Here is a 14,684-nt window from a genome sequence, read left to right on the forward strand (position 1 = left end):
GTGGAGGAGAAAACAGATGTACGACAAGGAGAAAGACCTCATTGGCGCATTCCTGCGCGGAGAGGTGGACCGTCGCGGCCTGTTGAAGGGCCTTGGCGCGGCAGGCCTGACGGCGGGCACCGCCGGCACCCTGTTCAACATGATGTCGACCCAGGCGCTTGCCGCCGACTTCGACTGGAAGGCACATTCCGGCAAGTCGCTGAAGCTGCTCCTGAACAAGCATCCTTATGCGGATGCGATGATCGCCAATCTTCAGGCGTTCAAGGACCTGACCGGCATCGAAGTGACCTATGACGTCTTCCCGGAGGACGTCTATTTCGACAAGGTGACGGCGGCGCTCTCTTCCGGCTCGTCGGAATACGACGCCTTCATGACCGGCGCCTACATGACCTGGACCTACGGTCCGGCCGGCTGGATCACGGACCTCAACGAGTGGATCAAGGATCCGGCGAAGACAAATCCGCAATATGGCTGGGACGACTTCCTGCCGGGCGTCAAGGCTTCCTGCGCATGGAACGGCCAGCCGGGGGTGCGCTCGGTTCGGAAGATGCCAAGCAATGGTGCATTCCGTGGGGCTACGAGCAGAACAACCTCTCCTATAATCAGGAGATGTTCGAAAAGGTCGGCGCAAGCGTTCCGAAGAACCTCGATGAACTCGTCGCTACCGCGGCAAAGCTCAACAAGGACGTGGGCGGCGGCGTCTACGGCATCGGCGTGCGCGGGTCCCGTTCCTGGGCGACCATCCATCCGGGCTTCCTTTCCGGCTACGCCAATTTCGGCCAGAAGGATCTGAACGTTTCGGAGGACGGCAAGCTTTCGGCCGCGATGAATACGCCTGAATCCAAGGCCTTCCACGCAAAATGGGTGCAGATGATCCAGGAGAGCGGCCCGAAGGACTGGTCGACCTATACCTGGTACCAGGTCGGCACGGACCTCGGCGCCGGCGCCTCCGCCATGATCTACGACGCCGACATTCTCGGCTACTTCATGAATGGCGGCGATAACAAGATGGCCGGCAAGCTCGCCTACGCGCCGTTTGCCGCCAACCCGGAAGCAAAGGCTCCGACGCCGAACATCTGGATCTGGTCGCTGGCCATGTCCAACTTCGCGAAGGACAAGGATGCGACCTGGTACTTCCTGCAATGGGCATCCGGTCTCGAGCACGCGATCTTCGGCGCGACCAAGATGGACTTCGTCAACCCGGTCCGGGCATCGGTCTGGAAGGACGAGATCTTCCGCGAGCGGTTGAACAAGAGCTATCCCGGTTATGTGGAGATGCACGACGTTTCGGCGCCGGGCGCGAAGATCCACTTCACCCCCCAGCCGCTTTTCTTCGACCTCACCACCGAATGGGCGGCGACGCTGCAGAAGATGGTGGCGAAGGAAGTGCCCGTCGACGAGGGTCTCGACAGGCTTGTCGAGAGCATCGACCGGCAGCTCGCGGAAGCCGGGCTCGGCTGATCGCACCTCCGGCTTGGAGCGGAGGCGGGCGGACATCATCGAACGTTCGCATCCATCCCGCTCCAGGCCAGCCCGCCGCCGGAGGGCCGCCGTTTCGGCACGAAAAGCAAATGGAAGAGGGGGTCTGGCTGCGCCGGCCGCGGCCGACCCCTTATGTCATAGACACAGGCATTTAGACGGAGCTGGCCATGGCTTCAGTAACGCACTCCAGCCCAAGGGGCAGCAGGTTCGGAATCAGCAAGAGGGCCTTGCCCTATGTGCTCTCCCTGCCGGCGCTTCTCGTGTGCATCGGTATCCTGATCCCGTTCTTCACGGCGGTGATCTATTCCTTCCAGCGCTACCGGCTTAGCCAGCCCTGGGCACGCCAGTTCAACTGGGGTGAGAACTATCTGAACTTCTTCACCGATCCGGGTTTCTGGAACACGCTGAAGATCTCGCTGCTCTATGCCGGCGTCACCGTGACCCTGGAGCTGCTGCTCGGTCTCGGCATCGCGCTGCTCCTGCAGCGCCGCTCCACGGTCAACAACTTTATCTCGATCATGCTGCTCCTGCCGCTGATGACGGCCCCGGCGCTCGCCGCGCTGATGTGGAAGCTGATGACCAATCCCGGCTTCGGAATCCTGAGCTATCTCGCAAGCCTCGTAGGCCTTGAGAATTTCCGCTGGGCCTCGTCGCCGGACACGGCTCTGCTGACCGTCGTGCTGGTCGACATCTGGGTCTATACGCCCTTCATCATGATCCTGCTGCTCGCGGGCCTCCGCTCGCTGCCGACGCAGCCTTTCGAAGCGGCGGCGCTCGACGGCGTGCCGCGCAGTTTCGTCTTCTTCCGCATCACCTTGCCGATGCTGACGCCCTATATTCTGACGGCGACGCTCTTCCGGCTGCTCGATTCGATCCAGCAGTTCGACATCATCTACGCGATGACGCAGGGCGGACCCGGGGACACTCTGACGGTCTTCCAGGTCGAGGCCTACCTCAACTTCTTCCAGTCCACCAATGTCGGGCGTTCAGCGGCGCTGCTGATCATCCTGTGGGCGATCACCTACGCCCTGTCGAACATCTTCATCAAGAACTGGCTCCGGCTGCGCGAACGCGCCCGCGGCGAAGCGTAAGGAGGCCGAAAATGGAAACCACCTCTCCGGTCGAAAGGCTCCTGCGCGGCGTCGCGCTCACCCTGGTCGTCGTCTTCTTCATGTTTCCGATCGTCTGGATCTTCCTCATGTCGTTCCAGACGAACGAGACGATCCTCCGAATACCCCCATCGGTGGTCTTCACGCCGACGCTCGAGAATTATGCGGCGCTGATCACCGGCAAACTCCAGACGGCTTCCGGCACGCTCGATATCGCCTTCATGCGCAATCTCGGCAATTCGGTTCTGCTGTCGGTCGCTTCCGTAGCTCTGGCGCTGGTCCTCGGCGTGCCGGCGGCCTATGCCTTCGCGCGGCACAAGTTCAGAGGGTCGGAGGACATCGCCTTCACGCTGCTCTCCTTCCGCTTTGCTCCGCCGCTGCTCGTGCTGCTGCCCCTGACGCAGTATTTTCAGTGGCTCGGCCTCTCGAACACCTATTTCGGTCTCATCTGGATCTACCAGCTGATCTGCCTGCCGCTCATCCTCTGGATCGTGCGCGGCTACTTCGAGGACATCTCGGCCGATGTCGAACATGCCTATCGCATCGCCGGCCACTCCTGGTTCTCGACGTTCCGCAAGATCGCCCTGCCGCTGGCAGGTCCCGGGATCGCAGCGGCCGGTCTGCTCGCCTTCATCTTCGCGTGGAACAATTTCGTGTTCGCCCTGGTGCTGGCGTCCGCGGACAAGCAGCCGGTGACAGTCGGCGCGCTGGCTTTCGTCACGGCCTCGGGCATCCAGTACGGCCAGATCGCCGCCGCGATCGTGCTCTCGATCACGCCGACGCTCGCACTCGCACTCTACGCCCAGCGCTACCTCGTCGAAGGCCTGTCGCTCGGCGCGGTGAAGGGATAATCGAATGACAACACTGCAACTGAAAAACATCGTCAAGCGCTACAAGAGCCAGGCGGTTCTGGACGATCTCTCGCTCGACGTGGCCAATGGCGAGCGACTGGTGCTCTTCGGCCCGTCCGGTTCCGGCAAGACCGTTCTGCTCCGGCTGATCGCCGGTGTCATCGAACCGGATGGTGGTCGGGTCCTGATCGGCGGCGAAGACATGACCGACGTGGACGCGGAGCATCGCGGGCTCGGCATGGCGTTCCAGAACTTTGCACTGTTCCCGCATATGAGCGCCTTCGACAACATCGCCAGCGCGCTGACCTCGCGGAAATCGTCCCGGGACACGATCGCCGCCGGCGTGCACAAGGTCGCAAAGCTCCTGAAGATCGATCATGTGCTGAGCCATCATCCGAAGGCGCTCTCCAACGGCCAGAAGCAGCGCACGGCACTTGCCCGCGCCCTCGTGGGCTCGCCGCCGCTGCTGCTTCTCGACGATCCGCTTCGCAACGTCGACGCGAAGCTGCGCTTCGAAATGAGGTTGGAACTGCCGCGCCTGCTCGCCGCTCAAGGGGCAACGGTCATCTACGTCACGCAGGACTACAAGGAGGCAATGGCGCTCGGCGACCGCATCGCGGTCATGGCGCATGGGCGTATCCGCCAGATCGGCACGCCGGCGGAAATCTACAACGCGCCCGCCGATATAGAGATCGCCCGGCTCTTCGGCGATCCGACCATCAACCTGCTCGATGTCGTGCCGCAGCGCGGACCGGACGGCGCGTTCGTCGAACTCTCCGACATGCGGCTGCGCCTACCGGGCTTCGGCGCGCAAATTGTCGAAAAGCAATGCGTTCTCGGCCTGCGCCCGGAGACGATCGCTTTTACCGAAGCCGCCGCGCAGGGCGCGATCCCCGTGACGGTCGAGGCGGAAACGCCGCTCAACGAGAAGACCGTGACGCTGGCGCTGACCGCCCGCGGCCGCGAGATCTTGGTGTCCCGTCCTGCCGGTACCCCCGGCCCGGTCGCCGGACCGGCGCATATCGCAGTCGACGGTCGGGCGGCCTTTCTGTTCGACAAGGCGACGGGCCAGCGCATCCTTCCTTCCGAACTGGCATCCAAGCGCGATGGAGAAGCGGCATGAACGCTACCGCTCTTTTGATCGACAATGTCGACAAGTTCTATGGCCCGGTCGACTACGGCGTTCACGCCGTGAAGCAGCTGAACATGGAGGTGAAGAAGGGTGAGATCATCGCGCTTCTGGGCTCCTCCGGCTGCGGCAAGACCTCTACCCTTCGCATGATCGCCGGCTTCGAACCGGTATCGCGCGGCACGATTTCGGTCGCCGGCCGGCAGGTGCATATGCTTGCGCCGGTCCGCCGCAACGTCGCCATGGCCTTCGAAGGCTATTCGCTCTATCCGCCGCTGACGGTACGCGAAAACATAGCTTTTGCGCTCAAGGCGTCGAAGCTCTCTCAAAGCGTCGTCGAAGAGAAGGTAGCGAGCATCGCCAAACTGCTCGAGATCGAGGATATTCTCGGCCGTTATCCGAGTTCGATTTCCGGCGGTCAGCAGCAGAGGGCGTCCCTCGGACGCGCGCTTATCCGCGACGCCGACCTGCATCTCCTCGACGAACCGATGGGCCAGCTCGAGCCGCAATTGCGCGCCGTGCTGCGCGGCCGTATCAAGCACTACATCAAGGAACGCGGGCTCACCGCCATTCTCGTCACCCACGATCAGACCGAAGCGAACGCGCTCGCCGACCGGATCGCCGTCATGGAAGGCGGCGTGCTGCAGCAGTTCGATACGCCGCAGAAGATCAAGGAGCGGCCGGCGAATCTCTTCACCGGAACCTTCGTCGGCGAGCCGCCGATGAACGTCTTCGAGGCAAGCGTCAGCGGCACGGACGCCCGCGTGACCTTCGGCCTCAAGGACGGGGTCCGGCTCGAATACCAGGCCGCCGATTTCTCCCATGCCGTTCGCAATGCGCTGATGAAGCGCCAGAATGTGGTTCTCGGCATCCGGCCCTATTCCGTCCGGCGCAGTGCAGACGGGGTGACGGGGCGTGTTGCCGTCAATCAATGGCTCGGCGACCAGACCCATATCGCGGCCGATTTCGCCGGCGGCACCATGGTGCTCGTCGAACACGACCGTACCAGCCTGGAGATCGGTCAGCCGATCGGCATCCGGCTCGACCCTGCAAGCCTGCACGTCTTCGACAGCGAGAGCGGTATGGCGATTTCGCACGGCGAGGAGCTCGCCTGATGCGCGACATCCTCATCGGCATCGATGCCGGAACGTCCGTCATCAAGTCCGTCGCCTTCGATCTCGGCGGCCGGCAGCTGGCGATGACGGCGGTTCCGAACAGCTATGAGGCGGTGGGCCGCACCGGCAGCGTTCAGGAGTTGCGGCGTACCTGGACGGACACGGTCAAAACACTGGTCGAGCTCTCGGCCAGGATCGAGAACCTCCCTGGCCGTGTTGCCGCCATCGCGGTGACCGGTCAGGGGGACGGCACCTGGATGATCGACAGAGAGGGCGAGCCGGTGGGCAAGGGCTGGCTCTGGCTTGATGCGCGCGCGAGCGCAATCGTCGAACGCCTGCGGGCCGAAAGCGGCGATGCGGAGCGTTTCTCGCGCACCGGCTCCGGACTTGCCGCCTGCCAGCAGGGCCCACAGTTGCGCTGGATGAAGGATCATGCACCGGAGATGCTGAAAGGTGCTGCGACCGCATTCCATTGCAAGGACTGGCTCTATTTCAATCTCACGGACAGGCGCGCGACCGATCCCTCGGAAGCGAATTTCACCTTCGGCGATTTCCGCAAGCGCCAGTATTCCGACGACGTGATCGACTTTCTCGGTCTCAACGAACTCAAACACCTGCTGCCGGAAATCGTCGACGGGGCGAGCACGCATCACCCTCTCTCGGCTGCCGCCGCAGCCGCCACGGGCCTGCCGGCGGGGACGCCGGTGGTGCTTGGCTATGTCGACGTCGTCTGCACGGCGCTCGGCGCTGGCCTCTACGATCCCGGAACCGACACGGGCTGCTCGATCATAGGCTCGACAGGCATGCACATGCGTCTGGCCGCCGGCGCCGACGATGTTCGGCTCAACCAGGATCACACCGGCTACACCATGTGCATGCCGATTCCGGGCACCTATGCGCAGATGCAGTCGAATATGGCTGCGACGCTCAATATCGACTGGATCCTGCAGTTTGCGGGAGGTCTCCTCAAGGGCATGGGGATCGAGAAATCGAAGAACGATCTGCTCACCCATGTGGATGGCTGGCTTTCCGAGGCGAACGAGACTCCGCTTCTCTTCCAGCCCTACATTTCGGAGGCCGGTGAGCGCGGCCCCTTTGTCGATGCTTCGGCCCGCGCCTCCTTCGTCGGGCTTTCGATCAATCACGGCTTCGGCGACATGGTGCGTGCGGTCTTCGACGGTCTCGCCTTTGCCTCGCGGGATTGTTACGCCGCGATGGGGCCGCTGCCGGCCTGCGTTCGTCTGTCGGGCGGCGCTGCGCGCAGCGCCTCGCTGCGCCGCATTCTCGGCGGGGCTCTCGGCGCCAGCATCCAGACGAGCGAACGCGAGGAGGCGGGTGCCGCTGGTGCGGCGATGATCGCCGCCGTCTCTCTCGGCATTTATCCCTCGATGGCCGACTGCGTCCGCGAATGGGTGCGGCCCCACCATCGGCCGGCGGAACCCGCGGATGAAGAGCTTGCGCGCCGCTATGACGCGCTTTTCCCCGCCTACAAGCAGTCGCGCCTTGCGCTTCAACCCGTCTGGCATGCGCTCTCCCACGCAGCCGGAACGGGAAACCAACAGGAAAGACCGCAATGAAGAAGATAGCCATTATCGGCGACCGGTTCATGCTGCCGGATGTTTTTCGCGACAAGATCGTCGAGGCATGCGGCGACGGGCATGAGATCAGCATGCTCGAACTGCCCTGGCCGGACGTGCCGATGGAGCACGGCTATGCCGTGGAGGGCATGGACGGCCTCAAGGAATATCTCGGCAAGCCCGGCGAAATCGTCGACTTCGTCGGCGATGCCGAAATCCTCGTGACGCAGCTTGCGCCGCTGTCGCGAACGATGCTGGCTGACCTGCCGGGATTGAAGCTCGTCGCCGTGTCGCGCGGCGGTCCGGTCAATATCGACATGAAAGCCGCTCGCGAGGCGGGCGTCCTCGTCGTCAACACGCCCGGCCGCAATGCGAGTGCCGTCGCCGAATTCACGATCGGCGCCATCCTCGCGGAGACGCGCCTTATCCGCGTGGGGCACGAAGCGCTGAGGCGGAGCGAATGGCGGGGCGATCTCTACCGTGCCGACCGCACCGGCCGCGAGCTTTCCGAAATGACGGTCGGCGTCATCGGCTACGGCAATATCGGCACCAAGGTGGTCCGCCTGCTTCGTGCTTTCGGCACCAAGGTGCTCGTCCACGATCCCTATGTTCAGCTCAGCGCCGAAGACAGGAATGCCGGCGTCGAGCACGTCTCGCTCGACGAACTGCTTGCCCGCGCCGACCTGGTGACGCTGCATCCGCGCGTCAGCGAAGAGACGAAGAACATGATGAATGCGGAAACCTTCGCGAAGATGAAGCCGGGGGCGATCTTCGTGAACACGGCCCGCGGACCGCTCTGCGACTATGACGCGCTTTATGAGAATCTCCTCAGCGGCCATCTCGCAAGCGCGATGCTGGAGACCTTTGCCGTCGAGCCCGTTCCGGAAGGCTGGCCGCTGTTGAATCTTCCCAATGTGACGCTGACGCCGCATATCGCGGGCGCGTCGGTACGCACCGTGACCTATGCGGCCGAAATGGCTGCCGAGGAAGTGCGCCGCTACATCGCCGGCCTGCCGCCGGTCAATCCGTGCTGAGGTGGGACGATGAACGAACTTCAACTGCGCCAGTCGATCATCGACCATTGCCGCCACATGAATGCGATCGGCCTCAACCAGGGCACTTCGGGCAATATCAGCCTGCGCCATGACGGCACGATGCTGATCACCCCGTCTGCGATCCCCTATGCCGAGATGACGCCTGACATGATCGTCGCCATGCCGATCGACGGCGAGTATGGCGCCTGGGCAGGCCCCAAGAGGCCGTCGGTCGAATGGCCCTTCCACCTCGACATTCTGCGGGCGCGGCCGGATGTCGGCGCCGTCGTTCATACCCACGCGACCTTCTCGACGATCCTCGCGATCGCGGGCAAGCCGATTCCCGCCTGCCACTACATGATCGCCGCCTTCGGCGGTTCCGACGTGCGCGTCGCCGATTACGCCCGCTACGGCACGAAGGCGCTGTCGGAGAACGTGCTGAAGGCGATGGAGGGGCGTTCCGCCTGCCTCATGGCCAATCACGGCATGATCGCGACCGGTTCGAGCCTGGAAAAGGCGATGTGGGCGGCGGTCGAGCTCGAGACGATCGCCAAGCAATATTACCACGCGCTCCTGATCGGCGGCCCGGTGGTCCTGCCTGAGGAGGAAATCGCCGGCGTCATCGAGGGATTTGCCACTTACGGCCATCAGGACAAACCCAACGGCGAGGCCGCCTGACCGCATGACGACGACAGGAGACAAGCACGTGAGTTCCGAAACCGGCACATACGACCTTTTCGTCATCGGCGGCGGTATAAACGGGGCGGGCATTGCCCGCGACGCGGCAGGGCGGGGGCTCTCCGTCCTGCTCTGCGAGAAGGACGATCTGGCGCAGGGCACGAGTTCCCGCTCCGGCAAGCTCGTTCATGGCGGCTTACGCTACCTCGAATATTACGAGTTCCGCCTGGTGCGCGAAGCCCTGATAGAGCGCGAGGTTCTGCTGGAATCCGCACCTCACATCATCTGGCCGATGCGTTTCGTGCTGCCGCACAATCCGGCCGACAGGCCGGCCTGGCTCGTACGGCTCGGCCTCTTCCTCTACGATCACCTGGGCGGCCGCAAGCGCCTCCCCGGCACGCGGGTGCTCAACCTGCGTACGGCCCCGGAAGGCGCTGCGATCAAGCCGGCCTATCGCAAGGCCTTCGAATATTCCGACTGTTGGGTGGACGACGCCCGCCTCGTCGTGCTCAACGCGCTCGACGCGAAAAAGAAAGGCGCCCGGATACTGACCCGCACCGCCTGCACCGGTATTCGCCGGCGAGGCGATCTCTGGCATGTCGAGATGACCGATGCCGCGACCGGAGCGAAGACGGAGGCCAAGGCGCGCTGCGTGGTCAACACCGCCGGGCCCTGGGTCAACGACGTGATCGGCCGCGTTGCGGGACTGAATTCGAGCCGCAGCGTCCGCCTCGTCAAGGGCAGCCACATCATCGTGCCGAAGTTCTGGGAGGGGCGGCAGGCCTATCTCGTCCAGAACCCCGACAAGCGCGTGATCTTCATCAATCCCTATCAGAACGATCTGGCGCTGATCGGCACCACGGATATTCCCTATGACGGGCGGCCTGAGGACGTCACGGCGGACGAAAACGAGGTCGCCTATCTCCTGAAATCGGTGAACCGCTATTTCAAGCAGCAACTGGCGCCGGGCGACATCCTTCACAGCTTTTCGGGTGTGCGTCCGCTTTACGACGACAATGCCGAAAATCCGTCGGCAGTGACGCGCGACTATATTTTCGAGCTCGACGCCGCCGGGAAGGACGCGCCGCTGCTCTCGGTGTTCGGCGGCAAGATCACGACCTTCCGCAAGCTTTCCGAGCACGCGCTCGAACGGTTGAAGCCTTTCTTTCCGAAGATGGGCCCGGCCTGGACGGCGCGTGCGCATCTGCCGGGCGGCGACATGGCGGATGCGGATTTCGACCAGTTCCTCGGCGACCTGCGCGCGCGCTACCGGTGGCTGCCGTCGGACCTCGCCAAGCACTACGCCCGGCTTTACGGCACGCGGGCGCATGATCTGATCGGCAGCGCCACGTGCCTCGACGAGCTCGGGACGGCGTTCACGCAGCTCTTCCGGGAGCGGGAAGCCCGCTTCCTCATAGAGAATGAATGGGCGCGCACGGCGGAAGACCTGTTGGAACGGCGCACCAAACACGGCCTGCATATGAGCGACGCCGAGAAGCGGGCCTTCAGCGGCTGGTTCGAGGGCCAGCAGGCTGCGGCGTGAGAAGGAAGAATTGATGTTGCGAAGCTCCGAATTCGAAGCGCTTCTCGATCTGTCGGCGCGTGTCGGCGCCGATCCGGATCTCGTTCAGGGCGCGGGCGGCAATACCTCGATCAAGGAAGGCGGAACCCTCTGGATCAAGGCTTCCGGCCTGTGGCTTGCCCATGCCCGTCGGCGCGACGTGATGGTCGCGGTCGCGCTCGACCCGTTGCTCGACGCATTGGAGCGGGACGACCCGGCGACGGAGAAGGCGCAGGATTTCGTCGTCAAGGATCTGAACCCCTCGGGCCTCAGGCCGTCGATCGAAACCACGGTCCACGCGCTGATGCCGCAGAAGGTGGTGGTTCATGTCCATTGCGTCGAGACGATCGCGACTGCCGTTCACGCCGACGCGGCCGCGATTGCCGAAGAGAAGCTTAAGGGCATTCCCTACGCCTTCGTTCCCTATGCCAGACCGGGGCTGCCGCTCGCCAAGGCAATTGCCGAGCGGATTCGGGATGACACCTCGGTCCTGGTACTCGGAAATCACGGGCTTGCCGTCGCAGCCGAGACGGTCGCGGACGCGGCGCGTCTTCTCGCAGAGGTATCCCAGCGCTTCGCCGTGCCCGTGCGGCGGGCGCCTTCCGCCGACCTTGAGGCGCTGTCGCGCCTTGCGGTCAACAGCGCCTACCGGCTGCCCGACGACGGTCGGATCCACGATGCCGCGACCGATCTCGAAAGCTGCAGAATTGCCGCGGGAGGCAGCCTCTATCCGGACCACGTGATCTTTCTCGGCAAGGGATCGGTTGTCGCCGCTCCCGGAGAGAACGCGCTCTCTCTCGAAGAGGGATTCCGTCGCGCGGGAGAGAGCCTGCCGCCGGTCCTTCTCTTTCCCGGCAAGGGCGCCTTGGTGCTCAAGGATATCTCTGCCGGCGCGCTCGCCATGGCGCGCTGCCTTTCGGACGTGACGGCGCGAATCCCGGAGGGTGCAAGGCTGCGCTATCTCACCGATGCGGAAAACGCGGAACTTCTCGGCTGGGACGCGGAAAAATACCGCCAGCAACTGAACCGTGCAGGGCAGGTGCTGCAATGAGCGGCCGGGGCAAGCTCGTTCTCGGCATCGACCTCGGCACGTCCGGTGCACGTGCCGTGGCGATGACCGCTGCGGGCGAGATCGTCGCGTCGGGCGCAGCGAGGCTTGCCGCCTTTTCCGATGACCATCGCGATCCGCTTGGCTGGTGGAAGGCGGTCCAGGCCGCGCTTGCGCAGGCACTCGAAGCCGTCGACGGCTCGCATATATGTGCGCTCGGCATCGACGGCACGTCGGGCACCATGCTCCCGGTCGCTGCCGACGGAGCGCCGCTCGCGACGCCGCTCATGTATAACGACCCGGTCGGCGATCCCGCCGTTCTGGAGCGTATCGCCGTCCATGCACCCAAGGAGAGTGCGGCACATGGCGCGACGTCGGGCCTGGCCAAGCTGCTGACTTTCCAGTCGCTGCCAGAGGTCTTCCGTGTCATTCACCAGGCCGACTGGATTGCCGGCCATTTCACCGGGCTTTATGACGTCAGCGACGAAAACAACGCGCTGAAGACCGGCTACGATCCCGTTGCCCGCAACTGGCCGGAATGGCTTGCGCGGACCGGCGCGCGTGTCGATCTTCTGCCCGATGTTCTGCCGGCGGGGGCGCCGGTCGCGACGATCTCGCCGGCCGCGGCGGAAGCCTTCGGACTGCCGAGCGAAGCCGTTATCGTTGCGGGTACGACGGACGGCTGCGCCTCCTTCCTCGCGACCGGCGCTGACCGGCCGGGTGACGCCGTCAGCGCGCTGGGCACGACGCTGACGGTGAAGATGCTCTCCGACAAGCCGCTCTTTGCCCCGGAATTCGGGCTCTACAGCCACCGGATCGGCGATATGTGGCTTGCCGGCGGCGCCTCCAATACCGGTGGCGCGGTTCTCGCCGCGCATTTCAGCAACGATCGGATCGCCGAGCTTTCGGAGCAAATCGACCCGGCGAGCGATACGGGCCTCGACTTCTATCCGCTGCTGAAACCCGGCGAGCGGTTTCCGGTGGCCGATCCTGCCTTCATGCCGCGCATGGAACCGCGCCCGACGGAGGACGCCGAATTCCTGAAGGCGATCTTCGAGGGCATCGCGGGGGTCGAGCGTCTTGCTTATGAGCGGCTCGTATCCCTCGGCAGCCCGGCCCTGGGTTCGATCCGCACCGTCGGCGGCGGCGCGAAGAACGGGGTGTGGACCGAAATCCGAAAACGGAGGCTCGTCGTTCCCTTCCTGCCGGTGCTATCGGAAGAGGCGGCTGCCGGCGCCGCTCGCCTGGCGCTGTCGGGAGCGAAAGAGGCGGGCGTGCTATGAGCGTCGTCCGGGAAATTCCAGCCCTCTCTGCGATATCGGACGCATATGATGCCTTTCTCGTGGATCAATACGGAGTGCTGAGAGACGGTCGCGGGCCCTATCCGGGTGCGGCGGAAACGCTTGTCCGTCTCAAACAGGCCGGAAAGCGGGTCATCATCCTCTCCAATTCCGGCAAGCGCTCGGCCGAGAACGATCGGCGGCTGGAGGCACTCGGTTTCCAATGCGGAAGCTGGGACTGGTTCCTGACCTCGGGAGAGGTTGCCTGGCAGCTCTTGAAACGGGAGGCCGAAGGCGAGGGTGGCGCAGCGCGCAAGTGCCTTCTGATCAGCCGCGACGGCGATCAGTCGCCGCTCAAGGGGCTGAACCTCGTCCGCACCGAGAGCGGTGAAGACGCCGACATCGTGCTGCTGGCGGGGAGCGAGGGCGATATCCATCCGCTTGCCTATTACGAAGTTCTGCTGGGACCGGCTGCCCGGCGAGGCATCCCGTGCCTCTGTACCAACCCGGACAAGGTTATGCTGACGAGGAGCGGCCCGGCCTTCGGCGCCGGTCGCATCGCCGAGCTTTACGAAGAGCTGGGCGGTCCTGTGCGCTGGATCGGCAAGCCGTTTGCCGACATCTACGACTTCGCGCTCGATTTTCTCGGGCGGCCGGAGCCGCGGCGCGTCTGTGCCATAGGCGACAGCGTCGAGCATGACATTGCCGGGGCTGCGGCGGCCGGGCTCGGCTCGGTGCTCGTCGCCACCGGAATTCTCGAGCAGCGGCCGGACGCGGAGCGCCGGCAGCTCTTCCGGGAGCACGGCGCGAGCCCCGATTTCATCCTCCCGAAATTCCTCTGGTAGCAAGGAGCCGGCAATGGCCTTCACGCTGTCGCTCAACACCAATCCTCTGGTCAACCGCTTTGCCGAGGCGGACGACCTGATCGACACCATCGCCGAGAAGATCCGCATCGGTTACGTCCAGCTCACCCATGAATTCGTCAATCCGGGCTGGCCGGCGGCGACGATCAACAAGACGCTGCGGCAGTTTCGAACGGCGCTCGGCCGTACCGGCGTGAAAATCACCTCCGGCATGACAGGCCCCTATGGCCGTCTCAATCATTTCGGGCATCCCGACCCGGACGTCCGGCGCTATTATGTCGACTGGTTCAAGACTTTTGCCGATATCTCCGCCGAGCTCGGCGCCTCCGGCATGGGTACGCAATTCGCGATCTTCACGCTCAGGGATTATCACGACCCGGCGCGTCGCGAGGAACTGATGACGATCGCCATCGAATGCTGGCGCGAGGTGGCAGAGCACGCCAAGGCCGCGGGCCTTTCCTATGTCTTCTGGGAGCCGATGTCGGTCGGCCGGGAGTTCGGCCACACGATCGAGGCGTGCAGGGCGCTCGACCGGCGTCTGGCGGCAGCCGACCTGCCGATCCCGATGAGGATGATGGTCGACATCGATCATGGCGACGTCACATCGCCGAACGCCGCCGACGTCGATCCCTATGCCTGGGCGGAGGCCTTTCCGCGGCAGTCGCCGATCATTCACGTCAAGCAGTCCTCGATGAACAAGGGCGGACACTGGCCCTTCACGGCCGCCCACAACAAGGACGGCAGGATCACGCCCGAACGACTGCTCGAGGCCATCAGGAGGGGAGGCGGGACGGACAACGAAATCTGCCTGGAGCTTTCCTTCCGGGAGCGCGAACCGACCGACCGCAACGTGGTGGAAATGATCCGGGAGTCGGTTGAATTCTGGGAGCCCTTTATCGACACGGGATTCAATGCTTCGAAATTATCACAATGAAATGTAACAAAATCCCATATTTT

At 64.0% G+C, this 14,684-nt stretch carries 12 protein-coding genes and 1 pseudogene; all 13 read left to right on the forward strand.

Annotated elements, in window-relative coordinates:
- Positions 1 to 16: 16 nt before the first annotated feature.
- The 13 genes and pseudogenes from N0Q91_RS06280 to N0Q91_RS06340 all read left to right on the forward strand — a co-directional run bounded on the left by N0Q91_RS06280 (position 17) and on the right by N0Q91_RS06340 (position 14,661).
- A pseudogene (locus tag N0Q91_RS06280) lies at positions 17 to 1,461 on the forward strand (ABC transporter substrate-binding protein).
- A 188-nt stretch (positions 1,462 to 1,649) separates the two neighbouring features.
- On the forward strand, positions 1,650 to 2,573 hold the full coding sequence (locus N0Q91_RS06285; RefSeq protein ID WP_018095517.1) for a carbohydrate ABC transporter permease: 924 nt from the start codon (positions 1,650 to 1,652) through the stop codon (positions 2,571 to 2,573).
- Between the two features lie 11 nt (positions 2,574 to 2,584).
- Entirely contained in the window at positions 2,585 to 3,442 is an 858-nt protein-coding gene (locus N0Q91_RS06290; RefSeq protein WP_275597614.1) for a carbohydrate ABC transporter permease, read from the forward strand.
- A 4-nt stretch (positions 3,443 to 3,446) separates the two neighbouring features.
- On the forward strand, positions 3,447 to 4,565 hold the full coding sequence (locus N0Q91_RS06295) for an ABC transporter ATP-binding protein (protein WP_018095515.1): 1,119 nt from the start codon (positions 3,447 to 3,449) through the stop codon (positions 4,563 to 4,565).
- Positions 4,562 to 5,686, forward strand: a complete 1,125-nt coding sequence (locus N0Q91_RS06300) for an ABC transporter ATP-binding protein (protein ID WP_127711264.1) — start codon at positions 4,562 to 4,564, stop codon at positions 5,684 to 5,686. Before N0Q91_RS06295 ends, N0Q91_RS06300 begins: the two co-directional genes overlap by 4 nt.
- Positions 5,686 to 7,263 carry an FGGY-family carbohydrate kinase gene (locus N0Q91_RS06305; RefSeq protein ID WP_275597615.1) on the forward strand — a complete coding sequence of 526 codons (1,578 nt, stop codon included), beginning with the start codon at positions 5,686 to 5,688 and terminating at the stop codon, positions 7,261 to 7,263. The genes N0Q91_RS06300 and N0Q91_RS06305 overlap by 1 nt, the downstream gene beginning before the upstream one ends.
- Positions 7,260 to 8,297 carry a 2-hydroxyacid dehydrogenase gene (locus N0Q91_RS06310; RefSeq protein ID WP_275597616.1) on the forward strand — a complete coding sequence of 346 codons (1,038 nt, stop codon included), beginning with the start codon at positions 7,260 to 7,262 and terminating at the stop codon, positions 8,295 to 8,297. Before N0Q91_RS06305 ends, N0Q91_RS06310 begins: the two co-directional genes overlap by 4 nt.
- Positions 8,298 to 8,306: 9 nt before the next feature.
- Entirely contained in the window at positions 8,307 to 8,975 is a 669-nt protein-coding gene (locus N0Q91_RS06315; RefSeq protein WP_275597617.1) for a class II aldolase/adducin family protein, read from the forward strand.
- A gap of 4 nt (positions 8,976 to 8,979) precedes the next feature.
- On the forward strand, positions 8,980 to 10,518 hold the full coding sequence (locus N0Q91_RS06320) for a glycerol-3-phosphate dehydrogenase (RefSeq protein ID WP_275597618.1): 1,539 nt from the start codon (positions 8,980 to 8,982) through the stop codon (positions 10,516 to 10,518).
- 13 nt (positions 10,519 to 10,531) lie between these two features.
- A complete protein-coding gene (locus N0Q91_RS06325; RefSeq protein WP_275597619.1) occupies positions 10,532 to 11,587 on the forward strand; it encodes a class II aldolase/adducin family protein in 1,056 nt (351 codons plus the stop codon).
- Complete coding sequence (locus N0Q91_RS06330; protein WP_275597620.1) at positions 11,584 to 12,867, forward strand: FGGY-family carbohydrate kinase; 1,284 nt, start codon at positions 11,584 to 11,586, stop codon at positions 12,865 to 12,867. Before N0Q91_RS06325 ends, N0Q91_RS06330 begins: the two co-directional genes overlap by 4 nt.
- On the forward strand, positions 12,864 to 13,709 hold the full coding sequence (locus N0Q91_RS06335) for a TIGR01459 family HAD-type hydrolase (RefSeq protein WP_275597621.1): 846 nt from the start codon (positions 12,864 to 12,866) through the stop codon (positions 13,707 to 13,709). The genes N0Q91_RS06330 and N0Q91_RS06335 overlap by 4 nt, the downstream gene beginning before the upstream one ends.
- A gap of 13 nt (positions 13,710 to 13,722) precedes the next feature.
- Positions 13,723 to 14,661: a sugar phosphate isomerase/epimerase family protein gene (locus tag N0Q91_RS06340; RefSeq protein WP_275597622.1), complete on the forward strand. Its 939-nt coding sequence runs from the start codon at positions 13,723 to 13,725 to the stop codon at positions 14,659 to 14,661.
- Positions 14,662 to 14,684: the final 23 nt, after the last annotated feature.

Origin of the sequence: Sinorhizobium prairiense (assembly GCF_029201645.2) — a bacterium.
Lineage (GTDB): Bacteria > Pseudomonadota > Alphaproteobacteria > Rhizobiales > Rhizobiaceae > Sinorhizobium > Sinorhizobium meliloti_A.